This is a genomic window from Sphingobacterium sp. Mn56C, from assembly GCF_049319645.1.
Lineage (GTDB): Bacteria > Bacteroidota > Bacteroidia > Sphingobacteriales > Sphingobacteriaceae > Sphingobacterium.
In genome coordinates, this window is sequence record NZ_JBMOUC010000001.1 from 139,695 (window position 1) to 163,571 (window position 23,877).

Here is a 23,877-nt window from a genome sequence, read left to right on the forward strand (position 1 = left end):
TTACACTAGTTACGTTTATCAAAACTCTTTCCAAAATTATAGCGTAGCGTAAAAGACTGCTGATTATCTATAAAGCCTTTGGAGAAGTGAAAGGTCGCGATAAGCTTGCCTTCCAGATGCTGCATTTTAAAGGGCGTCCAGCCCAGATCTAATCTGTTGTACTTGGCACGATGGTAAAAAGAATCGGCATTCGGCAGGGTTTGCACCTGGCCCAGGTAAACCGTATTCTTGAGAAAGAAAGTTTTAAAACCCGCGTATATATTCGAAATAAAACCTGCATTTTTGCGCATTTCATAGACCGAGCGTACCCGGTCGAAGCCTAAAACTCCGCCCACATCTACCGTCAGCGAATCGAGCAGGGTACGCTTACTGAAATCCAAGCCGATATTGGCTGTTACAACAGCATTATCCTGTATATGCGCACTTTTATCTTCTATGCTGGTTAAAGCATTATGAAACAAAATACCGCTATTTGTTAAAAATAACATACCCCACTGGTAATGCCCATTAATACCAACAATAAACTGTTCACGGTAATGTTCGCTCTGTTTGCTTATCCAATCGATAAAAACGCTTTGGCGTATATTTTTCTTTTTGTATTCAAAGTACATACCTTCTATATTAGGACGGTCGTACATAAAAGTATCGGCCAATACCACACGCGGAACATCCTTAAGCCTAGGATAACGCGGCATAAAGCCTAAGGCAAAGTCGATATGCTCTGATTTGTAGTTGTAGTATGCGATGGGGTTTAAGCGGTCTTTATTTTCAGGATGTTTACCAAAATCCTGGTTGTAATGCATACCGCCGTAGATGCTATTTTTTTTATCAATATTGAAGTAAAAAGAAGGCGATAACAAGGTTCCAAAAATGGTTTTGTCTTTCGTATAAGGGGCGCGGAATTCGCGGTTATCAGCATAGCCGAAAAAATCTATATTAAGCCCTATTTCTTGTGCATATAATGGAGCTCCTTTCAAAAGTATACCCATAAAAAGGATAACTCCGCTAATAAATTGGTTCTTTCTCATACATTGTTAGTCATGTGTAAAGGCCATTACATAAAACGAAGATATCACCAGAACACATACCTGCTATTTTATGGGCTAACCTTTACCACGTACATATGTCATACAATACAGCTGGGTTAGAGTATTGGTCATTATTTTTTATAACCCAAAACAAAGAGGCTGTCTTAAAAGACAGCCTCTCTTACAAATGTAATAAATTATATTAAACTTCTAATAAAAGTCTAGCTGGATCTTCCAATAGTTGTTTTACACGTACCAAGAAGCTTACCGACTCACGGCCATCGATAATACGGTGGTCATAAGATAATGCGATATACATCATCGGGCGAATTACAACTTGGCCATTCTCTGCAATAGGGCGTTGTATAATATTGTGCATTCCCAATATGGCCGATTGTGGTGCATTGATAATTGGAGTAGACATCATCGAACCGAAAACACCACCATTGGTAATGGTGAAAGTACCGCCAGTCATTTCTTCAATTGTTAATTTACCATCTCTCGCTTTAGTTGCTAAATTGATAATTTCTTTTTCAATATTTTGCAACGATAAAGTATCGGCATTACGAATAACCGGTACTACCAACCCTTTAGGTGCAGAAACAGCGATAGATACATCCGCAAAGTCCGAGTATACAATCTCATTTTCTTCAATACGAGCATTTACTGCAGGCCATTCTTTTAACGCTGTTGTAACCGCTTTAGTGAAGAAAGACATAAAACCTAAACCTACGCCATGTTTCTCCTTGAAGACATCTTTGTATTTCGCTCTTAGGTCCATAATAGGCTGCATGTTTACCTCATTAAAGGTCGTTAACATGGCCGTTTCATTTTTCACCGCTACTAAACGTTTCGCGATAGTTTTACGTAAAGAGCTTAATTTCTCACGACGCTCATTACGTGCACCAGCAACGGCCGCCGGCGCTGCCGTAGCTGCCGGTTTTGCTGCTGCTTTAGGCGTAGCTGCTGCCACCGGTGCCTGTGCTTTCTCAGCGTCTTCTTTGGTAATACGACCATCCTTACCTGTGCCTTTAATTTGGGCAGGATCGATACCTTTTTCTCTTAATATTTTCGCTGCCGCCGGGGAAGCAGTTCCTGCAGCGTAAGAATCTGGGTTCTCTGAAGGCGCATCTGCTGCTGCTGCGGGCGCTGCCTCTTTTGTCGCCGCCGGAGCATCTGCGGTGTTACCCGCTGCCGGAGCGTCACCATCTTCAATTGTACATACTACCGCACCTATTTCCAGGGTATCCCCCTCTTGGGCAATAATACGTAGAATACCCGCTTTTTCTGCAGGCAATTCAAATGTAGCTTTGTCTGATTCCAGTTCGGCAATATTTTCATCCATTTCGACGTAATCGCCATCTTGTTTTAGCCATTGGGCTAATGTCACTTCGGTGATGGATTCACCAACTGTAGGGACTTTGATTTCTAAGCTCATAAGTTCTCTCGTTAAACCAGCATTGTATGTAGAATCTACATACAATGCCGGTTTGAATAATTATTTATTGAAATGCTTTATTTACAATTTCTTCCTGTTGGGCCACATGTTTTTTCATGTAACCTGTAGCCGGGCTACCGTTTTCTGCACGCGCTATAACATCCGTAAACTCAAGTGCCGTTCTTCTAAATTTACGGCAAAAATGAGGCCAAGGACCCATATTTTCGTTTTCTTCCTGCACCCAGATAAATTCTGTAGCCTTATTGTATTTTTTGTGTATAGCCTCAAGTTGCTCTACTGGTGTAGGGTACAACTGCTCGATACGAACAATGGCCACATCGTTCCGTTTGTCTGCCTGTTGTTTCTCCAGTAGGTCATAATAGATCTTACCCGAGCAGAACAATACACGTTTTACTGCAGCCGCTTTAACTGCCGTATCGTCGATAACTTCCTGGAAGTTTACCGTGGTGAAATCCTCCAATGACGACACAACCTTAGGGTGGCGCAATAAACTTTTCGGCGTAAATACCACCAGTGGTTTACGAAAATCCCAAGTAAGCTGACGGCGTAAAAGGTGGAAGTAGTTTGCTGGTGTAGTACAGTTGGCCACAATAATATTGTCGTTAGCACATAACTCCAAGAAACGCTCAATGCGTCCTGAAGAGTGCTCAGGCCCCTGACCCTCCATACCATGTGGAAGCAACATCACCAAACCGTTTGATCTTTTCCATTTTGTTTCTGCACTAGAAATATACTGGTCCACAATAATTTGAGCACCATTATAAAAGTCACCAAACTGAGCCTCCCAAATGGTCAACGCCTGTGGGTTTGCCGAGGCATAACCATAGTCGAAACCTAAAACCCCATATTCTGAAAGTAAGGAGTTGTAGATGTTAAAACGTTCGCCACCTTTAATATTTGCTAACGGTGTATATTTCTCCTCCGAATCTTCTAAGGTAAGTACAGCATGGCGGTGTGAGAAGGTACCACGTTGCACATCCTGGCCTGAGATACGTACCCTTTTGCCTTCATTTAATAAAGTCGCATACGCCATTAACTCGCCCATTGCCCAATCGTAAGCATCCTTATCGATCATCGCTGCACGATCTTCAAACAACTTCGATATTTTACGGAAAAACTTTTTGTCTTTCGGCAATGCGGTAATTTCCTGCGCTAATTCTTTGAAAAGGTCGGCACTAACTTTAGTGTCTACAGGCGTTTGAATATCAGCAGCTTTTGCCGCTTTTAATCCCTTCCATGCACCACCAAACATAGGCACTTCATCTTCAATATTTTCAGTAGCTTTAGATGCCTCCAACTGCGTTTGTAAGTAGTCTTTAAAATCTTTTTCTACCTCTTTAGAATAATCAGCATCAATCGTTTTTTCGTCGATAAGTTTTTTCGCGTATATTTCTTTAGGGTTCGGATGTTTATCGATAGCCTTGTACAACAACGGCTGCGTGAATTTAGGCTCATCCGCTTCGTTGTGGCCATATTTACGGTAACATAGTAAATCGATAAATACGTCCGTTTTATATTTCTGTCTGTATTCCACAGCCAGGTTTATAGCATGTACAACCGCCTCAGGGTCATCACCATTCACATGGAACACTGGTGATGAGGTAATCTTAGCTACATCCGTACAGTACGTACCCGAACGCGCATCCTTATAATTTGTTGTAAAACCAATTTGGTTGTTCACCACAATATGTATGGTACCGCCGGTTTTGTAACCGTCTAATTTAGACATCTGTGTAACCTCGTAAACAACCCCTTGACCCGCAATAGCGGCATCACCATGAATTAAAATCGGAGCAATCTTAGACGCATCGCCATCGTATTTCATATCGATTTTAGAACGCACCATGCCCTCCACAATAGGGTCCACAGTTTCCAGGTGCGACGGGTTTGGCGCCAACGACAGGTGAATATGTTTACCCGAATTTGTGGTCACATCCGAAGAGTAACCCAAGTGATATTTAACGTCGCCACCAAAGTGTAATTCCGGATCGTTATCTTTCACCATTTTACCTTCAAATTCTGAAAGTATTGTTTTATAAGGCTTACCCATAATGTTCGCTAAAACATTCAAGCGGCCACGGTGGGCAATACCAATCATAAATTCTTGTAGACCTAAATCAGCGCCCATTTCGATAACCGAATCCAAGGCTGGAATTAAGCTCTCTGCACCCTCCAGGGAGAATCGTTTTTGACCTAAGAATTTTGTTCCTAAGAAACTCTCGAATACAACAGCACGATTTAATTTTTGTAAAATACGCTTCTTTTGGTCAGCAGAGAAGGAAGGCTTGTTGCGGGATGCTTCCATTTTTCCTTGCAGCCATTTAATTTTTTCCGGGTTACGGATATATTTAAATTCTGCACCTACAGAACGGCAATACGTATCTTCAATAAGTTGACGGATATCGCGAAGCTTGGCAGGGCCTAAACCAACCTCAATACCAGCATTGAAAACGGTATCCATATCAGCCTCTGAAAGGCCGAAAGTTTCCAATTCCTTTCCAGGGTAGTATTTACGACGTTCTCTTACAGGGTTGGTGTCGGTAAACAAGTGACCACGGTCTCTATACCCGTGAATCATGTTCAATACATTAATTTCTTTTAAAGCATGTTCTGATACATTGTCTGGGTCAATGTTCACTGTTTCAGCACCTTTGCCGAAATCAAAACCTTCAAAAAATTTCTGCCATCCAAAGTCTACTGAGCTCGGATCCTCTTTGTACGCTTGATATAAGCTGTCGATATAACTCGAGTCAGCATTACTCAAATAGGTCAATTTATCCATCTACTTTTGATATTATCTAAAGAATTTGTCAAAAATAATAATAATAAAGGAGTTTCAGCGATTGTAATTTAAGATTTTATCCGCAAAAAATAAGACGGTAAGTGTTCCCTCATATACGGTCTAATTCAATCGACTATTAAACAATTTCTTGTTTCAGAATTTGCTCTTTTATTTTTTCCCAATCCTCCAATGTTTTATTGTTTTTGCTGCTTGTGCCCTCGTTGCCAATATGTGCCCAAAAGCCATATGTACTTGCCGGAGCATAATCAATTAATTGTTGTTCAAACCATGCTGCACCGGCCACCCAATTATACTTTAATTCGTATACAAGATACATCGCCAGGAGTTCCTGCTCTTTGAATGAAAGATAGCCTGTAGCATTCAATTTACGCATTAATTTATTTACAGGCTCAAATTCGGTGTTCGCTGCGGTCCAGTTTTTTAAGTTTTCAGGGGCATCGTTTGTCGCCGTATTACGGCTTATAAAATACGAGTTAGGATATTTTTTAAGCATAAACCGAAAGTAATCCCGCCAAATCAAGTGATCTACCAAAAAATGAATGCTTTTTTTATTTTTCGGCGTGATACTGTTTAGGAGAAAGTGGTAGGTAAATGCAGGCGATAAAATACCAAAGGTCAGAAACGGTGAAACCTCCGCAAAGGATAGCGTTGTGATATCTGTGCTTTGAGTTAGTTGTGTTAACAATTGTATAGCAGCATCTTCGCTATGCTGCGCTAGCGCGACCTCCACATCTACCGATTCTGGTAAATCATTTTTTTCTAAATGTGGCGGAATAACTACCGCCTTTATATCGGGTAAGTAAGGCCTTACAAAAGATTCTTTCGACGCCTTTTTTTTGAAGGTATTGAAATCATTTGGAATATCTTTAATAGGGAAGGGAAGGTCCTCCTTATGGTACAAGGTATGGCCGATAAAATGCTTTAAATTGCGCTTTACTTTCCACAACGACTCTTCGACAAGTTCTGAGATATCGGTTTCTCTTTTGGCTACCTCTCTGTGGTGGTATACCTCATCGGCATCGTACTTCTGAACCAGTTGAGGAAGGATCTCCTCAGGGTACCCTTCATAGGTCAGTAAGTCGCCGCCAAGCGATTGTAATTTATGCTTTAATGCCGCTACGGCATGAAGCATAAATCCATGCCTATGTACACCAGTTTTCTGAAATCCATACTGGTTTTCTTGGTAATAACGTGGGTCGAAAATATAAACGGGAATTACAAAATCAGCCTTTTCAATAGCGCTATTTAGTACCTCATTATCGCAAGTACGAAGATCATTTCTGAACCAAACTAATATAACCTTTTTACTCATTTACCAAACTTCCTACCTTATTTAGATTAATTTCAAGTACGGTAAAGATATTACAATTTAACCAATTTGTTGCCCTTAGCGCCAATATTGACACTAATAATACAAAACCAATTGTTACAAACAAAATCGTTTTCCTAACGTTTTAACTTACTAAATGGTAGGCTAGCATGTAAAGTTATGAAGGTTTTGCTTTGTGGATTAAATTTTTATTTGGGTAGAGCAGCATTGGAATATTTTCAAAATTCCGATAATACAGTATATGGTTTGGTCCGAGATCCAACATTACTAAAAGACAAAATGCCGGAGGCTATTCAAACGCCTATTTTTCCGTTAGATATTATCCGACAGGGTTTTGAATTTGATTTCTTTAAACTCCCAGATTTAGATATTGCCTTTTATTTTACCCAAATTCCAGACCTAAGCGATAAGATTGCTTTACACTACGAGCAGCTGGGCCTACGCAATTACATAAATTTAATACAACGTAACGGCTGTAACCGAATTGTTTATGTATGCAAATCGTATGCACACACCTACCTTCCGCTGCTGGAGGACCTGTTTGTATCCCTTAATGTGCAGTATACCATTGTAATGAAAGATGTGTCTATAGGTATGGGTACCTGCATGAATCAATATATCGATAGCTTATTGGCGCACAGGACTATTTTTCTATATAAACCTCGGGATAAAGTTTATATAAGACCCGTTGTGTTGGAGGATTTTTTGACCTGGTTGACTAAGGTAGATTGGAAAAAAAAATTCCTGAATACCTGGATTAAATTTAGCGGCAAGAAGAAGCTGGAAATTGAAGAACTTATAAAGTTGTTTATACAAGTCCGTGGTATACGTAAACGGTATACCATTATCCCTATTCGAAATCGTTTTTTAGCCAAAAAGTTAAACCAGTTTGTTTACGGTATAAATTCGGATCGATTTTTAGCCTATATACAGGAAATGAACGGTTTTCACGACAGCGCTGCTATGGATTGGCAGGATATCGTCGATTTTAAATTTAGCCCACTATCTAAGGGAATATAGGCTATACCTCCATTTCATGGTATAAAATTCTTTTATTCTTCTATTTTTGTAAGACATCATCACTTCATAACAATGGGATATCCTAGTTTAGCGGCCTGTGTCGCAGATTTAGAGCAGCATGGGCGTTTAGTACGTATTACAGAAGAAGTAGACCCTTATTTAGAAATGGCAGCCATTCAGATGCGTGTTTATGACGCCGGCGGACCCGCTTTATTCTTTGAAAATATTAAGGGCTCCGAGTTTCCGGCCGTAGCAAATTTATTCGGTACACTGGAGCGTTCTAAGTTTATGTTTCGCGACAGCTTGGACCATGTGAAACGTTTGGTGGATGTTAAGATGGACCCCACGGCAGTATTAAAAAACCCAATGAAATACCTGGGCTCTTCGGCTGTTGCTATGGGGGCACTACCCTGGAAGAAAAAGTTCAATGCGCCCATATTATATGGTAAAACGCAGATTTCGAAACTTCCACAGATTGTTAACTGGCCCATGGATGGCGGCGCTTTTGTTACTATGCCGCAGGTCTATACCGAAGATATAAACCAGCCCGGTATTATGAAATCTAATCTGGGGATGTACCGCATACAGCTTTCGGGAAATGACTATATTAAAGATCAGGAGATTGGTTTACACTACCAGCTGCACCGTGGTATTGGTGTGCATCAGCAAAAAGCCAATGCCCTGGGTAAGCCTTTAAAGGTAAGTATATTTGTCGGTGGCCCGCCCTCGCATCCGCTGTCGGCCGTTATGCCGCTACCCGAAGGTTTATCAGAAATGATATTTGCCGGTGCTTTAGGGAACCGTCGTTTCCGTTATTTTTACGACAAGGAGGGGTTTTGCATTTCCGCGGATGCTGACTTTGTTATTACCGGTACTGTGTATCCGAATGAAAATAAGCCTGAAGGCCCTTTTGGTGACCATATCGGTTATTATAGCCTTACGCATCCTTTTCCATTGATGCGGGTACATAATGTATACCATAAAAAAGATGCTATCTGGTCGTTTACCGTTGTGGGCAGGCCGCCGCAGGAGGATACCAGCTTTGGGCATCTTATCCATGAAATTACGGGAAGTGCGATCCCTAAAGAGATAAACGGCCTTAAAGCCGTTCATGCCGTGGACCCTGCAGGTGTACACCCGCTGTTGTTTGCTATAGGCAGGGAAAGTTATACGCCTTATCAGCAGGTCGACCGCCCACAGGAGATCTTAACCATTGCAAACCAGGTTTTAGGGAAAAACCAGCTGAGCTTGGCGAAGTACCTTTTTATTGCGGCTGGCGAGGATAATCCACAATTGGATATCCATAATATTGCGGGTTTCTTTACCCATATGTTCGAGCGTATAGATTTGTCTAGAGACTTACATTTCCAGACCAATACCACCATAGATACCTTGGATTATAGTGGCGACGGCTTAAATGCAGGCTCAAAGGTTATATTTGCTGCCGCAGGTACTAAAAAGCGATCGCTGGCAACGACACTGCCGTCGGATTTAAATTTGCCAAGACCTTTTAATCAGGCTAAGCTGGCACTGCCCGGTGTGGTTGTTGTCGATGGGGCTGCATTTACCGACTACGCGAATGAGATTAAGGTGCTAGCAGCCTGGACAGAAGCGGCTAAGGATGTAAACTGGGAGGGTATACAGTTGATTGTGCTGGCTGACGATGCTGAATTTACAGCGGCCAGGGAGGATAATTTCGTATGGGTGACCTTCACAAAATCTAATCCGGCCTATGATATCTATGGCATAGGTTCCTTTACACGATTTAAACACTGGGGTTGCGATGGTCCTCTGATTATTGATGCCCGTAGGAAGCCTCACCATGCGCCTGATTTAATTAAGGATGCTGCTGTGGAAAGAAAAATAGATCGCTTTTTTACGAAAGGTGCAGCCTTAGGACATTTAGACGTTTAAGGGTTTAAGGCTTTTGTAGTTCAGCTTTAGGATGAAGCTGCGAATCCGATAAAACCAGTTTTATCGGATTCGCAGTTTTATGGGACCTTAATTTTTAAGGGATATTTAAATATTTATGCGTTTGTAAGGAAATATTCCAGTGCGGATTGTTCTTAACATACGCGATGATAAGGGGGGTAATTTCTTCCGCTTTAGACCATTCGGGTTGTAGGTACAGCCTGCAGTTCGCTCCGACGCGCTTGGCATGCTCTTCTGCCCATTTGAAGTCGCTCTTATTGAAAACAATGACCTTCAGTTCGCCGGCAGCATCTAAAACATCCTGTCTGGGGCCTTTGAATTTTTTTGGCGACAGGCATATCCAGTCCCATTCTCCACTTAAGGGGTAGGCACCGGAGGTTTCAATAAAAGTTTGTATACCTTCTTCTTTTAGACGATGCGTCAGGTGATCTAGGTTATAAATCAACGGCTCTCCACCCGTAATCACTACCGTTTTTGAAGGATGTTGTTTGGCATTTTCAACAATGGTTTCTGCAGATGTCAATGGATGTAGCTCGGCATCCCAGCTTTCCTTTACATCACACCAATGGCAACCGACATCACAACCACCGAGCCTAATAAAGTATGCCGCCTTTCCGGTATGATATCCTTCCCCCTGTATTGTGTAAAAATCTTCCATTAACGGTAGCATAGTGCCATCCGCAGGTATTTGATGTGCCATTTCCAAAAAAATTAATGTGCAAAGGTAGCAATATTTTATGGTATGCTGTTCGCTTGCTAAATTTATAACCGTCGGCAGTAACTTTATTACAGGAATATTATAAAATTTATAAAGCCTACAACGCGCTTATGTCGGGCTGCCCTGCTTCAATCCATGCCGTATACCAAAAGGACGCTACCGCATGAATGGATGCCCGCATGCGCTGTTCGACCATTCCATGCAAGGCCTTATGGTATTGCTGGATATAGCTGTCGGAATAGGTGAAAATAAGCTGGTTTTTACGTTCTGTGAAGGCTTTGATAGTTAATTTTTTATTGGCTGCACCCAAGCTTTTCTCTGTGCTTAGTGTCGTTGCGACCAGTTGATGGCTCTCCTGTACTATGGCCCAGGCCTTGCGCTGTGGGTAGGGAAGATATTCCGCTTTGCCAATTGCGAAATTATAATCCTTAGCAAACATTTCCGGAATATTACTCTCCCATAACGCATGTATACCCAGCTGCCCGGTAAATTGCCCATTGTAGTTGCTGCAGCTGTGTAGCGGAACATGGGCATCGGCCGTATAGTGCCCCAAATCGGCGCTATAACGTATAATAAGACCGACATCTTTGCTCTTAAATGCGAAAATAAGGTTTCTAAACGTTTTGTATATCTGCCAGGGAACGGTGCCCCTTTGGATTAAATAAGGTGCTGTAAACTTTGCTACGGCAGCATCCCAATACCTGGGAATACTATCTGGCGGCGGGTAGCGGTCCAGGTCTATATAATGGCGGTGCGGTTCATCGGGATTTACAAAAACCCGCTGATCGGCAGCTACAGCTTTTTCAATAATTATTTTTCGATGATTTTTATAAAAACCCGCCATATCCTTAGGCAGTAGAAAGATCGCCTTTTCATGAATAAGCTTATGGGCATAAAAGCCCCATGCCTTAACCATGTATGGCACAGCAAGCAGCAGCAGCATGCATACCCCCTTTTTCATCTTTTTACTCATCCTAATCTAAAGGTAGTAAATAAAAATATGACTAATATTTAACCTGCGGAAAATAAAGGCATTCAAAAAAAATGTTTACTTTCGGCTATATAGACGCTAAAACCATGAAAATACTATATGCAATTCAGGGTACAGGAAATGGGCATTTATGCAGGGCCATGGATATCATTCCTTGTTTACAGCAATTCGGTGAGGTTGATGTACTGATAAGCGGTATTCAAGCTGATATTGAACTACCTTTTGAGATAAAGTATAAACTACATGGGATGAGTTTTATATTCGGTAAATCGGGTGGCGTAGACCTGTGGCGTACTTTCATGAGCTCTACTATACGTAAGTTTATCCAAGAAATAAATGAGCTCCCGGTAGAGAAATACGATTTGGTGATCAACGATTTTGAGCCTATTTCCGCCTGGGCCTGTCAGACGAAGGATGTTCCCTGCATTGGGTTGAGTCATCAGATAGGGGCTTTACATAGCAGCAGTCCCAAACCCGACGAGGGGGATGTTATGGGTAAATTTATTATGAAAAATTATGCCCCTGTAACACATTCCTATGGTTTTCATTTTAAATCTTACCATAAATCTATTTATACCCCCGTTATCCGAGAGCCAATTCGAAATTTGGTGCCCTCAAATAAAGGGCACTACACCGTATACCTTCCTTCGTACGATGATGCCCACCTGCTAAAGCATTTAAATAAATTTGATGTCAAGTGGGAGGTATTTTCAAAACACAATAGCAAACCCTTTGTGTTTAGGAATGTCCATGTAAATCCCATAAATAGCGATGCTTTTGTGAAAAGCATGGCTTCCTCTGCTGGCGTTTTATGTGGTGCAGGCTTCGAAACGCCTGCCGAGGCGTTGTACCTGGGAAAAAAATTGCTGGTTATTCCGATGAAGAATCAATATGAGCAGCATCTAAATGCAGCTGCCCTAAAAGAAATTGGCGTTCCCGTTATTAAAAGCCTCAAGCGTAAGTATGAGTTTAATATCGACTTATGGCTTAATAACGACGAGAATGTTCAGGTTTATTATCCCGATCAGACCATGGAAATTATTGAAACACTTATTAAAAATCATTCATGAATTTAAAGTATATCTCTGCTGTTGCCCTTGCGTTGGCATTTTCTTCTTCTTTTGCGAATGCACAAAATAAATCGAAAGTGGCAACGAAAACAACAACGAAAACACACAGCAAACCGACAGCTGCGACAGCTGCATTACCGGCTCTTAAAACAGCCAAAGATTCCTTATCATATGCCATAGGTCTACAGATTGGCAAATCGATAAAATCTGCCGACTTCGATTTGGATCTCCAGGTGTTAAATCTGGGGATAAGTAACCTGTACCAGGGCAAAGCACTTTTGTTGGACGAAAATAAAACCGACGGTATTATTCAGGCTGCGGCGATGAACATCACGGAAATGAAAAATGCTAAGTTAAAACAGGAGAGTGCTGATTTCCTTACACATAATAAAGCCAAAGCGGGAATTAAAGAAACAGCAGAGGGCATACAGTATGAGGTGCTGCAAGCGGGTACCGGCGCACATCCGACGGCCGAGGATGAGGTTACGGTACATTACCATGGAGCCTTAGCAAATGGGGAAACCTTTGATAGCTCTTACGCTAGAAATGAACCCGTAACCTTAGAATTAGATCGCGTTATTGAGGGCTGGAAAATTGGCGTGCCTTTAATGCAGGTAGGGGCAAAATATCGCTTTTTTATTCCCTATAACTTAGGGTATGGCGAACGTGGAACACGTGGCATTCCACCATACAGCACCTTGGTATTTGATATTGAATTGTTAGGAATAAAAAAAGCCCATGAGACAGAAGCCGCTAAAGAACACATCCATTAAGCTATCCGATATTGGTTTCGGTGCGATGTCGTTGGAAGGGAAGGACAGCACTGCCGATATCGACTTAATACATACGGCATTTGATGCCGGAATCACTTACTTTGACACTGCCGACTTGTATGATCATGGTGCGAATGAAATTTTGGTGGGTAAGGCCGTACAAGATTTCCGTCAGGATATCGTGCTGGCAACAAAAGTGGGCAATCAATGGCGTGCCGATAAATCGGGTTGGGATTGGAATACATCCAAAACGTACCTCTGCCAGGGTTTAGAAGATTCACTGCGTCGTTTAAAAACAGATTATATCGATCTCTACCAACTGCATGGCGGTACAGAATCGGATAACTTTGCTGAAATTATTGATACCTTCGAAGGTTTTAAGCAGCAGGGGAAGATTAGAGCCTATGGTATTAGTTCTATACGGCCTAAAGTTTTTACGCACTATGTGCAGCATGCGCAGATAGCAACCAATATGATGCCCTATAGCCTGTTAGACAGGCGATTTGAGTCCTATTTTGAGTCTTTTGAACAGGCAGATGTCGCCGTTGTCGTGCGTGGTGCGCTGGCACAGGGCTTACTGGCTGGCAAACCGGCAACCGCCTACCAGGCATTAGATGCGACAGAGGTTGCAGCCCTACAACGGCAGCAGCAAAAACAAGCATCCGAACAAAATAGCACAGCAATTCAGGTAGCGTTGCAGTTTGTATTAAAACAACCTGCAGTAGCTTCGGCTGTTATTGGCATACGGAATAAAAAGCAACTTAAGGATATAATCTTGTCGTATCCTGCTGTTTTTAATCCATAGTAAAATTGAGTGAAATTGAGTAAAATTCAGGCATATTAAAAAGGCGTCGCATTGTGCGACGCCTTTTTAGTTTATTTGATAATACGTTTTATTTTATTTGATTTTTTGATCAGTTTATGTAAACCCTCGTAATCTTCATCTTGGAGTTTATCGTGCAGCTTTTGCAGCTGTTTAATATGCTCCTCCAATACCTCCAGGACGTTGCTGCGGTTTTGCTTAAAAATTGGAGTCCACATATCTGGCGACGACTTTGCCAGGCGTACCGTAGATTCGAAACCCGAGCCTGCAAGTTCAAAAATACGTCCCTGCGATTTTTCTTTTTCCAGTACGGTTAAAGCCAAGGCAAAGGAGGTTAAATGCGAAATATGCGAAACATACGCGGTATGTATATCATGCTCTTCGGCATTCATAAAAACAGACTTCATTTCTAGCTGATCAGTAATGGCATCTGCTATATCGAAAGCATCCTCATCCGATTTAAATGCTTCCACATATACCATAACCTTATCTTTAAACAAGTTAGGTATAGCAGCCTCAGGACCTGAATATTCGGTTCCTGCCATCGGGTGGGCCGCAACATAACGCCCTCTTTTTGGGTGGTCGGCAATTTTTTGCAGTATATTGATTTTTGTAGACCCCATGTCAATTACCACCTGGTCGTCGATTTTATCCAATATGGTCGGTGCCAATTTCATGATAACATCTACAGGTGTACAGAGTACAATAACCTTGGCCTGTTGCACGGCTTCATCCAGCGGCAACACCTCATCAACCAAATTCAACTGTAATGCCTTCTTTTGGTTATTTTCATTTTTATCTACACCAATAATCTTATCAAAGGTTTTGGTTTCTCGTAATCGGATGGCAATAGAACCGCCTATAAGACCTATTCCGACAATGGCAATATTCATGTATATAATGGTGTTAACGTAGCATAGCTACTAGACATATTTAAGGGTTGATATCTTCTTTAATTCGTGCTATAGCGCTGTCCAGAACCTCATCTTTTGCACAAAGGCTAATACGAATGTACTGCTCGCCCGCTGTACCAAATATACCGCCAGGGGTTATAAATACCTTGGCGCCGTATAAGATTTTGTCGCACAGGGCGTAGGCATCCGTATATTGCTGCGGAATTTTTGCCCACACAAATAATCCGACCTGCTGAAGGTCGTATGTACAGCCCAAAAGATCCATAATAGCGAATACCTTGTCTCGGCGTTTGGCATAAACCTCGTTCAGCTGTGTATACCAGGATTTGTCGAGCTGCAAGGCTTTTGCCGCTGCCAGCTGAAGCGGTAAAAACATGCCCGAATCCATATTGCTTTTAAAGCGTAGTATTTCGTTAATACGTTGCTCTTCAGCAACCAGCATTCCAATACGCCATCCCGCCATATTTGAAGATTTACTCAACGAGTTTAACTCAATAGCCACCTCTCTAGCACCATCAACGGCCATAATACTTTCAGGCGTATCGTTTAAGATAAAGCTGTATGGGTTGTCGTGGCATATTAATATGTTGTGTGCGCGTCCAAAGGCTATAACCTTTTCAAAAAATGCTCTATTGGCTAATGCCCCTGTAGGCATATGCGGATAGTTTATCCACATCATCTTCACCTTAGAAAGATCTCTGCTTTCCAGATCGGCAAAGTCTACCAACCAGTTATTTTCCTGGGTAAGGGTGTAAGGCACCGCTGTAGCCCCCGAAAGGCGTACCGCACTCGAATAGGCCGGATAACCTGGATTAGGGATCAGAACTTCATCGCCCTCCTCCAGATAAGTCATGCATATATGTACAATACCCTCTTTAGAGCCTATCAAAGGCAGAATTTCGGTGTTGGGGTTAAGGCTAACACGATAATATCGGTCGTACCAGTCGGCCATAGCTTGGCGCAGTATTGGGGACCCCTTATAGTTTTGATAACCATGGGTACTGCCCAGAGCGGCCTGCTCATTCAACGTTTTGATAACATCCGGATGTGGAGGAAGATCGGGACTGCCGATACCTAGATTAATGACCTGAGCACCTGCTTTGTTCATTTCATCAATTTCTCTAAGTTTCTTCGAGAAGTAGTATTCCTCCGTCTGTTTTAGCCTTTTCGCAACTTCGATTTCCATTATTTTTTATTTGCCGCTAAAGTTATAAAAAAAATACGATTGCCTAGGCCAAACCGCAGTTTACTCGCGCTTATTTTGCTAGTAATTTACATCATTTAAAATTCATATTCTATGAATTCTATGAATACTCATACAGCTTTAATCAATTCTCATTTAAAATTTGCTATTTTTGCTTTCTTACGAAATTGAATGAAAACATATTTTAGATTATTATCCTTTGCTAAGCCTATCAGCAAATTTGCTATCCCTTATGTTCTTTGTACCATTATCACTGTTGTATTTGGAACATTAAACTTGGCATTGCTGATGCCTTTGCTTTCGGTTTTATTTAAAGGATCAGATGTAGAGGCCAGTGTTGTAGCGCCAGTTTTACATCAACCTGAACATTTCTACCATATTAAGGAATGGTTTAATTACCTATCGAATATGCTTTATTATGAGTTAGGGCCGTACCAAGCGTTGCAGTATATTTGTATTGTTATTGTGCTATCGGTATTTATTTCAAACCTTTTCCGGTATTTCTGTCAGCGAATTATGGAGAATTTTAGAATCCATACCCTACTAAAGCTACGTAAAGCTGTATTTGATAATGTGATGGATTTACACCTGGGCTTTTTTACCAACCAGCGTAAAGGCGATGTAATCTCTAAAATTGCTTCCGATGTGCAAACGGTTCAATATTCGGTAACCGGAACCCTGCAGGTGGTATTTAAGGAGCCTCTTCAATTGCTGGCCTACCTAGTTACCTTATTTTTAATATCGCCACAGCTAACTTTATTTTCCATTACCGTAATTCCGGTGTCGGCATTTATTATCGCCCGGATTGTAAAAAATTTAAAAAACGAAGCTCGGGAAGGGCAGGAGTCTTTTGCCAATATGATAACCTACCTCGATGAAGCACTATCGGGGGTTAAGATTATTAAATCGTTTAATGCAATCCCCTTTGTAAAAGATCGTTTTGAAAATGAGAACGAGCGGTATGCCGCTTTAATGCGTAAAATGGCGGCAAGACAGCAAATGGGATCGCCCGTATCCGAGCTACTTGGGGTAGCGATGGTGGCCATCATTCTATTGTATGGAGGAAGTTTGGTGTTGTCTGGACAAGGAAGTCTTGATGCTGGAGCGTTTATTACCTATATTGGTATTTTCTCGCAGGTGATGCGGCCTGCAAAAGCCTTAACAGATTCCTTCAGTAATATTCATAATGGCTTGGCTGCAGGTGAGCGTGTGTTAGCGCTTGTAGACGAAAAAAATGCCGTTGAAGATAAGGCGGATGCGGTGGCTGTGAATGCCTTTAAGGATAGCATAGTGCTGGAAAATGTGCATTTTAATTTCGGAGATAAGCCCATTATAAAAGGTGTTGACTTAACCATTAAAAAGGGCGAAACCGTAGCCTTGGTAGGGCCTTCGGGTGGCGGTAAATCTACCTTAGTAGATCTTATACCGCGTTTTATGGATGTCAGTGCGGGCGCTATTCGCTTCGATGGTATCGACCTACGCGACCTAAAGCAAGATTCCTTACGTGCGCTTATAGGTTTAGTAAATCAAGAGTCTATTTTGTTTAACGATACCATTTTCAATAATATATCTTTTGGCAATACGGATGCTACCCAAGAAGAGGTGGAAAATGCAGCACGTATTGCGAATGCGCACGATTTTATCTTGAAAACAGAATGTGGTTATGAAACGAATATCGGCGATAGGGGATCTAAATTGTCGGGCGGACAAAGGCAGCGTTTATGTATTGCGCGTGCGGTGTTAAAGAACCCGCCGATTATGCTGTTGGATGAAGCTACTTCGGCTCTGGATACCGAGTCGGAAAGATTGGTGCAGGATTCTTTGTATAAACTGATGGAGAACCGTACGACAATCGTTATAGCACACCGCTTGAGTACCATACAGAATGCCGATAAAATTGTGGTTTTAGAGGACGGAAAAATTGTAGAGGTAGGCTCGCACCCCGAACTGATGTCAAAGCATGGTTTATACAAACGTTTGATTGATATGCAGCAATTTGCGGAGGCCTAGTTTTTGACAATTGAACAGTTTTTTTTTGTACAGTAATTGGTACATTTGTAGTAGAAGGAGAGTCATATGAATGCAACGATAAAGCTGAATTTTCTGATTGAGGATAAAAATCTTGATGCCGACCTCAGAAAAATAGCACAGAAAGTTCTTGCCGAAGAACGGATCACTTTTGATGAAGGTGTGATCTTATACGAAAAAGGAGAATTAAATTACCTCGGTGTACTGGCGAATTATATTCGTGAAAAACGGCATGGCGATATTACGTATTTCAATAGGAATTTCCATATTGAACCTACGAATGTTTGTGTATACGATTGTAAGTTCTGCTCGTACTCGCGCTTAATAAAACAACGTGATCAGGGCTGGGAGATGGAGGTGGAAGGGATGATGGATATTGTGCGTAAGTATGATAATGAGCCTGTTACGGAAGTGCATATTACCGGTGGGGTGGTGCCGAAGCAAAACCTGGAGTTTTATGCCGAATTTTTTAAAAGCTGTAAAGCACACCGTCCTGAATTACATATCAAAGGTTTAACTCCTGTAGAGTATTATTACATCTTTAAGAAGGCTAAATTAAGCCATTATGATGGTTTAAAATACCTGCAATCTTGCGGCCTGGATTCGATGCCTGGTGGTGGTGCAGAGATATTTCACCCTGAAATTAGACAGCAGATTGCACATGATAAGTGTACTGCCGAACAGTGGTTGGATATCCATGAGCAAGCGCATAACCTGGGTATGCATACCAATGCAACTATGCTTTATGGCCATATCGAGCAGTTTTGGCATCGTGTAGACCACATGGAACGCCTGCGGCAGTTGCAGGATAAAACCGGCGGTTTTCAGACTTTTATACCTTTAAAATTTCGTAATAAGGAAAATCAAATGTCCGCTGTAGCAGAGGTTTCTATTATTGAGGATTTAAGAAACTATGCTATCGCGCGTATTTATATGGACAACTTCGACCATATAAAAGCCTACTGGGCGATGATATCACGGGAAACAGCACAGCTTTCTCTGGCCTATGGTGTAGATGATATTGATGGTACCTTAGACGATACCACCAAAATATATAGCATGGCAGGTGCAGAAGAGCAAACACCGGCAATGAGTACGAAGGAGTTGGTAGCGCTTATTAAACATGTGGGCCGTCATCCTATAGAAAGGGATACTTTGTATAATGTGGTGACCGATTATCAGGATGTTGCTTTTGAAGAGGACAAGGTTAAAAAATACTATGCTTTACCTGTTGTTAATTAAGATACTATTTTGAAGAAAACATTTTATTTTATTCGCCACGGGCAAACGGATTTAAACTTAAGAGGAATTGTGCAGGGGAGAGGGGTAAACTCTCCGCTGAATGAAAATGGTTTTAAACAAGCGCAAGCCTTTTTTGAGGCTTATAAAACGGTTCCTTTCGATAAGATATATACTTCTACATTATTGCGCACCCACCAAACTATAGCTCCTTTTGCTGCCTTGGGTATTCCGGTAGAGGCCCATGAGGGCTTTGACGAAATTAGCTGGGGTGTATACGAGGGTAAAGAGCAGGATGAGACCATTATGAAGGGGTTTGAGGCGCTCGTTGCGGCATGGCGCAATAATAACCTGGATGTTGCGGTAGAACATGGCGAGTCGCCAAATGCTTTGGTGGTACGACAGAAGGCTGCAATTGCACATATGTTGGAGCAAGAAAATGAAAACTTGGTGCTGGTGTGTATGCACGGTAGGGCATTGCGTATATTGTTGTGCCATATAACTGGCGTTCCCGTTCATCTAATGGACGATTTCCCGCATACCAATACCGCCCTTTATGTTTTGGAGTATGCGGATGGTAAATTTACCATAACCGATTATTACAATACCAAGCATTTAGAGGCCATACAATAATTATTACCCCTCTGCAGGGCGGCCCTATTAAGTGCTGCAGAGGGCTAGTTTTTCCGATACATTTTACCTAACTTTCAGATGCAAAAGATACGCGTGTCGGCAGTAAGTTATACCAATACACTGCCTTTTTTACAAGGAATAAAATCATCTCCAATACTAGAAAAATTAGACTTAACTGTGGATTACCCCGCAGAATGTGCACGTAAGGTTATTAGTGGCGAGGCCGACCTTGGCATTATTCCTGTTGCTGCATTGTTAAGCCTTGATAGCCCCCATATTATAACGGATTTTTGTATCGGAACGGAAGGTGCTGTGGACTCCGTGTTTATATTTTCGAATAAGCCATTATCTGAAATAAGAACCCTAAAGCTGGATAAGCAGTCGCGTACCTCAAACGGTTTGGCACGGGTGCTCTTTAAAGAGTATTGGAAGCAGGACATTACCTTATTTGAAGCGGAAGATGCTGAGGTGGAAGCAGATGCTTATGTTTTGATTGGCGACCGTACCTTCGGTAAAAAGGATTCGGTGCCTTATGTTTATGACCTCGGCTATTATTGGAAAGAATTTACAGGTTTGCCTTTTGCCTTTGCCGTTTGGGTATCTAATAAGGAGCTGCCTGCCGATTTTATAAAGGCGTTTAATGCCGCGTTGGCAGATGGTGTTGCCCGTACGACGGACGTCATTCCAGGGTTGCCAGCCTATGCGAATTTTGATTATACACATTACCTTACCGAAAGTCTGGATTTTCATTTAACGGCAGCTAAACGCGAAGCTATAGCGAAATATTTAGCCTATTATAAAGCCTTATAACAGGCCGTATTGTACCTTAACATAGCATCAGAAATAAAGCATAGGGCTGTCTACTAGAGACAGCCTTTGTTAGAATATAAAACTACCCTTTTCCGGGTCTTTTACCACCGTTATGGCGCGTGGTATTCTTTCTTTCAATTCTTCCACATGTGAAATAATGCCCACAACGCGATTTTCATGTTGTAGGTATTGTAGGGTATCAAATACCGTGTTTATACTTTCGGTATCCTGTGTGCCAAAGCCTTCATCGATAAAGAAGAAATTGCGTTCCGACTTATTGAGCGATTGTATACTTTCCGCAAGTGCGAGTGCCAAACATAAAGATGCTTGAAAGCCCTGCCCCCCAGATAGTGTTTTAACAGACCTCTTAAAACCATTATTCAGGTAATCTATAACCTCAAACTCATTGTTGTCGTTGATACATAGGCTCAACTGATTTTTGGTAAGTCTATGAAAACGTAAGTTTGCAACTTCGCATAAACGAGCTAAATGTATGCTGGACACATAATTTACAAAACCATTGCCCTTAAACATATTGTCTAATAAACGGAGGTTTTCCTTGCGTGCACTCAGCTTGTTAAACTCCGTCAATAGCAGTTCCTTTTTATCCAGCTCCAGCGTAAGGCGCTGTAATTCCTTCTCCAAAGCCCCTGTTAACGTCAGCTGTAATGCCTGTTCTTCTTTTTTAAATTTATAAAGCTGTATGGTGTCTTCAAAAAGCTGTTCGGTATACCGATCATCGCGGGTTAATTGGTGCAACTCCTGAATGCGGTCGCCGATACTACTAACCTGGATATGATACTGCTGAATATGTTTTTTTAAGCCATTGCTATCCATTGGTTTTTCCAGTATCGATTTCACCTGCGTAATATCATCGAACATAAATGTCTTTAGCAAGCCCTTGATGGTACCTTGGATCTGCTGCAACTGATTGCTCATGGCGATATATTGCTCATGTGCCTCGGTATATTGGCCCAGGATGGATGCTAGTTGATTTTTGGCCAAAATATTGGCCTCATTCCAGCTTGTAAACTGCTGCTGTGTAGTGGCAATCTTCTCCTGTACTAATGTCGACTTTTGCATCAACTCCTGTACGGTATTTAAATTATGGTCTACCGTACGTAAAACTTTAAGTTGCTGTATATTCTGGTTGATACTACCGTCGATCAGTAGCCTTTGATTTTTAAGGTCGTCAATTGAACGTTCGTATTTTACTAAGTTGTCTTTCGTAAGCTGCAATTGTTCGCGCAGCGACTTAATGGTGTTTTCTTTATTTTTTATGAGGTTTTCTTTTTCCTGTATTGCTGCTTTCTGCAGCTCAAAAGCCGATCTGTTTTCCCTTTCAAATACAGGCCATACAAAGGTAGCATCGTGCTGCTCCATTTGTGATCGTACGGCCTTTAAATCGGCCTCTAAGTTAAGAAGCTGATTGTTTTTCTCCGTTATGCGTGTGGCCACATTCGCGAGATCCTGCTGTAGTGTACGCAGGGCATCCTCTTCTTGCTGCAGCTGTACATGCTCCTGCTGTAGCTGCTGTAGTTCTGCCGACACATCGTCGGCATGCATCGGCTGGGGATGCTCCATAGCCCCGCACAGCGGACAAGGGTCGCCATGTTTTAAATTTGATATATAGTGCGATAGCTCCTGCTTCAGGCGTACCTCAGATTCCTTTTTTGACCACAACAGCTTAGCATTATCAAAGGCCGTAAATTTATGCTGTAGCGCTTGCTGCCAATTGTTTGGCGACAGCTCCTGTTCAGAAAATTTAAGCCTATGGCTTTCCAGCTCCATCTCTAAGGTCTGCAGTTTATGTTCTATATCTGCCGACTGCTTTTTGTATTGATCATTAATTTGATACCACCTTTCAATGGCCAGCAATTCGGCAATATTTACCTGCTCATCCTTCAGTTTTGCCAGCTGCTGTTCTTCGTTATTCAAGTCGGCATTAAGCTGCTGTTCGCGCGCTGCCGTCTGCGTAATAATGGGGCTACCTTTTTCAATACGGCTCTCCAGCTCGGTACGCTTAGCCTGCAATTCGGCATTATGTATAAGCAGTTTAAAATCGTCTACCTCTTTTTTAAAGGTATCTAAACTGTCGTAGTCTGCCCGTATTCCGGCCAACTTGTGGTCGGTATCGTCGATTTGTATCATCAACTGCCCCTTGGCATCCTTCAGTTTTTCAATTTTTCCCAGCAGCAGCTCCTTATGGTAAGTAAGGCTATGCAGATTGTTGATATGCTCTTTAAAATGCTGGCTTACCGATTCGTACTCAGCCAATTCTTTTTCATATTGCTGAATCTGTGCCTTTTGCGCGTATAAGGCTTGAAGCTCTTGTTGTTTTGCCGCCAAAACCTTACGGTTTTCACGTGCTACATGCAGCTGCTGGTAGCTTTTTTCTACCTGTTCAAATTCATCCTTTATCAGGTTAAGGTTTAGCAATGCCAGTTCAAACTCCTCCTTCTTGCTGGTCAGTATCTCCACCGAGACCTCCTCAAACCCCGTTAAGGCGCCGTTTATATTTTCCAGTTTTTTATTATTGTCGGCCTGCAGCATACCCACTTTAGGGCCCAGGTCATACTGGTTTAAGAAAAAGATCTCCTTCATCATATCCGAACGATCTTTCCCCTTAAGTTCGAGAAACTCTTTAAACTGACCTTGCGGAATAATAATAGTACGGCGAAAGTTGGGGTAAGACAGGTTGGTTACTGCAGCGCCGTCAGTAGACTCCAGCGGAATCCAGTTTTCTGCTTTCCACTCGTAGGCAAAGCGCTCAATAGTTGTAGTTTCTTCAAAACGCTTCTTACGTTTCCATTGAGCGATAAAACGAAACTTTCTACCCTCGAAATTCAAAAACCTAAAATCGATTATAGCATTATCCGATTTTAAGTTCATCATATTATACGCTCGTTTCTCCTGTTTATTTAAGCGCTCTGTTTCGCCATATAACGCAAAACTTATCGCTTCCAAAATGGAAGACTTACCCGAACCTACATTTCCGAATATGCCAAAGAGGCCACCTTCCGTAAGCTTTGAGAAATCAATCTCTTGTTTATTTTGATAGGAATATAAACCTTCAATACTTAAATATAAGGGCAACATACA

General features: G+C 41.9%; 18 protein-coding genes. 9 read left to right on the forward strand and 9 right to left on the reverse strand.

Annotated features, from left to right (window positions below):
- Nucleotides 1–5: 5 nt before the first annotated feature.
- The 4 genes from ACL9RF_RS00650 to ACL9RF_RS00665 all read right to left on the reverse strand — a co-directional run bounded on the left by ACL9RF_RS00650 (nucleotide 6) and on the right by ACL9RF_RS00665 (nucleotide 6,602).
- Nucleotides 6–1,028, reverse strand: a complete 1,023-nt coding sequence (locus tag ACL9RF_RS00650; RefSeq protein WP_422798664.1) for a hypothetical protein — start codon at nucleotides 1,026–1,028, stop codon at nucleotides 6–8.
- 202 nt (nucleotides 1,029–1,230) lie between these two features.
- Complete coding sequence (gene odhB, locus ACL9RF_RS00655) at nucleotides 1,231–2,466, reverse strand: 2-oxoglutarate dehydrogenase complex dihydrolipoyllysine-residue succinyltransferase (protein WP_422798665.1); 1,236 nt, start codon at nucleotides 2,464–2,466, stop codon at nucleotides 1,231–1,233.
- A gap of 64 nt (nucleotides 2,467–2,530) precedes the next feature.
- Nucleotides 2,531–5,269, reverse strand: coding sequence for a 2-oxoglutarate dehydrogenase E1 component (locus ACL9RF_RS00660; RefSeq protein ID WP_422798666.1), 2,739 nt, complete (start codon nucleotides 5,267–5,269; stop codon nucleotides 2,531–2,533).
- A 136-nt stretch (nucleotides 5,270–5,405) separates the two neighbouring features.
- Nucleotides 5,406–6,602, reverse strand: coding sequence for a deoxyribodipyrimidine photo-lyase (locus tag ACL9RF_RS00665; RefSeq protein ID WP_422798667.1), 1,197 nt, complete (start codon nucleotides 6,600–6,602; stop codon nucleotides 5,406–5,408).
- 177 nt (nucleotides 6,603–6,779) lie between these two features.
- Here ACL9RF_RS00665 and ACL9RF_RS00670 point away from each other — a divergent pair, with 177 nt between their 5' ends.
- Nucleotides 6,780–7,640 carry a hypothetical protein gene (locus ACL9RF_RS00670; protein WP_422798668.1) on the forward strand — a complete coding sequence of 287 codons (861 nt, stop codon included), beginning with the start codon at nucleotides 6,780–6,782 and terminating at the stop codon, nucleotides 7,638–7,640.
- Nucleotides 7,641–7,712: 72 nt separating this feature from the next.
- Entirely contained in the window at nucleotides 7,713–9,554 is a 1,842-nt protein-coding gene (locus ACL9RF_RS00675; protein WP_422798669.1) for a UbiD family decarboxylase, read from the forward strand.
- A gap of 94 nt (nucleotides 9,555–9,648) precedes the next feature.
- On the opposite strand, the gene ACL9RF_RS00680 is transcribed toward ACL9RF_RS00675, so the two are convergent.
- Both ACL9RF_RS00680 and ACL9RF_RS00685 read right to left on the reverse strand, forming a co-directional pair.
- Nucleotides 9,649–10,272, reverse strand: coding sequence for a 7-carboxy-7-deazaguanine synthase QueE (locus tag ACL9RF_RS00680; RefSeq protein WP_422798670.1), 624 nt, complete (start codon nucleotides 10,270–10,272; stop codon nucleotides 9,649–9,651).
- Between the two features lie 115 nt (nucleotides 10,273–10,387).
- Nucleotides 10,388–11,263: a zinc dependent phospholipase C family protein gene (locus ACL9RF_RS00685; protein WP_422798671.1), complete on the reverse strand. Its 876-nt coding sequence runs from the start codon at nucleotides 11,261–11,263 to the stop codon at nucleotides 10,388–10,390.
- 104 nt (nucleotides 11,264–11,367) lie between these two features.
- On the opposite strand from ACL9RF_RS00685, the gene ACL9RF_RS00690 reads away from it, so the two are divergent.
- From ACL9RF_RS00690 to ACL9RF_RS00700, 3 genes are read left to right on the forward strand one after another with little or no spacing between them, the layout of a single operon-like run.
- Nucleotides 11,368–12,351: a glycosyltransferase family protein gene (locus ACL9RF_RS00690; RefSeq protein WP_422798672.1), complete on the forward strand. Its 984-nt coding sequence runs from the start codon at nucleotides 11,368–11,370 to the stop codon at nucleotides 12,349–12,351.
- Nucleotides 12,348–13,124 (forward strand): FKBP-type peptidyl-prolyl cis-trans isomerase, encoded by a 777-nt coding sequence (locus ACL9RF_RS00695; RefSeq protein WP_422798673.1) that lies wholly within the window; start codon nucleotides 12,348–12,350, stop codon nucleotides 13,122–13,124. The genes ACL9RF_RS00690 and ACL9RF_RS00695 overlap by 4 nt, the downstream gene beginning before the upstream one ends.
- Entirely contained in the window at nucleotides 13,090–13,929 is an 840-nt protein-coding gene (locus tag ACL9RF_RS00700; RefSeq protein WP_422798674.1) for an aldo/keto reductase, read from the forward strand. The genes ACL9RF_RS00695 and ACL9RF_RS00700 overlap by 35 nt, the downstream gene beginning before the upstream one ends.
- Nucleotides 13,930–14,000: 71 nt before the next feature.
- On the opposite strand, the gene ACL9RF_RS00705 is transcribed toward ACL9RF_RS00700, so the two are convergent.
- Together ACL9RF_RS00705 and ACL9RF_RS00710 are read right to left on the reverse strand one after the other, a co-directional pair.
- Nucleotides 14,001–14,840 carry a prephenate dehydrogenase gene (locus ACL9RF_RS00705; RefSeq protein ID WP_422798675.1) on the reverse strand — a complete coding sequence of 280 codons (840 nt, stop codon included), beginning with the start codon at nucleotides 14,838–14,840 and terminating at the stop codon, nucleotides 14,001–14,003.
- 40 nt (nucleotides 14,841–14,880) lie between these two features.
- Nucleotides 14,881–16,047: a pyridoxal phosphate-dependent aminotransferase gene (locus tag ACL9RF_RS00710; RefSeq protein WP_422798676.1), complete on the reverse strand. Its 1,167-nt coding sequence runs from the start codon at nucleotides 16,045–16,047 to the stop codon at nucleotides 14,881–14,883.
- A gap of 189 nt (nucleotides 16,048–16,236) precedes the next feature.
- On the opposite strand from ACL9RF_RS00710, the gene ACL9RF_RS00715 reads away from it, so the two are divergent.
- From ACL9RF_RS00715 to ACL9RF_RS00730, 4 genes are all read left to right on the forward strand, one after another.
- Nucleotides 16,237–18,075 (forward strand): ABC transporter ATP-binding protein, encoded by a 1,839-nt coding sequence (locus tag ACL9RF_RS00715; RefSeq protein ID WP_422798677.1) that lies wholly within the window; start codon nucleotides 16,237–16,239, stop codon nucleotides 18,073–18,075.
- 66 nt (nucleotides 18,076–18,141) lie between these two features.
- Entirely contained in the window at nucleotides 18,142–19,335 is a 1,194-nt protein-coding gene (gene mqnE, locus ACL9RF_RS00720) for an aminofutalosine synthase MqnE (RefSeq protein WP_422798678.1), read from the forward strand.
- Nucleotides 19,336–19,344: 9 nt separating this feature from the next.
- Nucleotides 19,345–19,965 (forward strand): histidine phosphatase family protein, encoded by a 621-nt coding sequence (locus tag ACL9RF_RS00725; RefSeq protein ID WP_422798679.1) that lies wholly within the window; start codon nucleotides 19,345–19,347, stop codon nucleotides 19,963–19,965.
- Nucleotides 19,966–20,043: 78 nt separating this feature from the next.
- Nucleotides 20,044–20,775 (forward strand): menaquinone biosynthetic enzyme MqnA/MqnD family protein, encoded by a 732-nt coding sequence (locus ACL9RF_RS00730; protein WP_422798680.1) that lies wholly within the window; start codon nucleotides 20,044–20,046, stop codon nucleotides 20,773–20,775.
- A gap of 69 nt (nucleotides 20,776–20,844) precedes the next feature.
- On the opposite strand, the gene ACL9RF_RS00735 is transcribed toward ACL9RF_RS00730, so the two are convergent.
- The gene (locus tag ACL9RF_RS00735; RefSeq protein ID WP_422798681.1) at nucleotides 20,845–23,874 is read right to left on the reverse strand and encodes an AAA family ATPase; all 3,030 of its coding nucleotides are present in this window, start codon (nucleotides 23,872–23,874) and stop codon (nucleotides 20,845–20,847) included.
- Nucleotides 23,875–23,877 lie beyond the last annotated feature (3 nt).

Coding starts and splice junctions, on each gene's coding strand:
- odhB (WP_422798665.1), bottom strand. CDS start 2,466: ATGAGCTTAGAAATCAAAGTCCCTACAGTTGGTGAATCCATCACCGAA.
- mqnE (WP_422798678.1), top strand. CDS start 18,142: ATGAATGCAACGATAAAGCTGAATTTTCTGATTGAGGATAAAAATCTT.
- ACL9RF_RS00660 (WP_422798666.1), bottom strand. CDS start 5,269: ATGGATAAATTGACCTATTTGAGTAATGCTGACTCGAGTTATATCGAC.
- ACL9RF_RS00680 (WP_422798670.1), bottom strand. CDS start 10,272: ATGGCACATCAAATACCTGCGGATGGCACTATGCTACCGTTAATGGAA.
- ACL9RF_RS00695 (WP_422798673.1), top strand. CDS start 12,348: ATGAATTTAAAGTATATCTCTGCTGTTGCCCTTGCGTTGGCATTTTCT.
- ACL9RF_RS00685 (WP_422798671.1), bottom strand. CDS start 11,263: ATGAGTAAAAAGATGAAAAAGGGGGTATGCATGCTGCTGCTGCTTGCT.
- ACL9RF_RS00690 (WP_422798672.1), top strand. CDS start 11,368: ATGAAAATACTATATGCAATTCAGGGTACAGGAAATGGGCATTTATGC.
- ACL9RF_RS00670 (WP_422798668.1), top strand. CDS start 6,780: ATGAAGGTTTTGCTTTGTGGATTAAATTTTTATTTGGGTAGAGCAGCA.
- ACL9RF_RS00715 (WP_422798677.1), top strand. CDS start 16,237: ATGAAAACATATTTTAGATTATTATCCTTTGCTAAGCCTATCAGCAAA.
- ACL9RF_RS00730 (WP_422798680.1), top strand. CDS start 20,044: ATGCAAAAGATACGCGTGTCGGCAGTAAGTTATACCAATACACTGCCT.
- ACL9RF_RS00650 (WP_422798664.1), bottom strand. CDS start 1,028: ATGAGAAAGAACCAATTTATTAGCGGAGTTATCCTTTTTATGGGTATA.
- ACL9RF_RS00700 (WP_422798674.1), top strand. CDS start 13,090: ATGAGACAGAAGCCGCTAAAGAACACATCCATTAAGCTATCCGATATT.
- ACL9RF_RS00665 (WP_422798667.1), bottom strand. CDS start 6,602: ATGAGTAAAAAGGTTATATTAGTTTGGTTCAGAAATGATCTTCGTACT.
- ACL9RF_RS00705 (WP_422798675.1), bottom strand. CDS start 14,840: ATGAATATTGCCATTGTCGGAATAGGTCTTATAGGCGGTTCTATTGCC.
- ACL9RF_RS00710 (WP_422798676.1), bottom strand. CDS start 16,047: ATGGAAATCGAAGTTGCGAAAAGGCTAAAACAGACGGAGGAATACTAC.
- ACL9RF_RS00735 (WP_422798681.1), bottom strand. CDS start 23,874: ATGTTGCCCTTATATTTAAGTATTGAAGGTTTATATTCCTATCAAAAT.
- ACL9RF_RS00675 (WP_422798669.1), top strand. CDS start 7,713: ATGGGATATCCTAGTTTAGCGGCCTGTGTCGCAGATTTAGAGCAGCAT.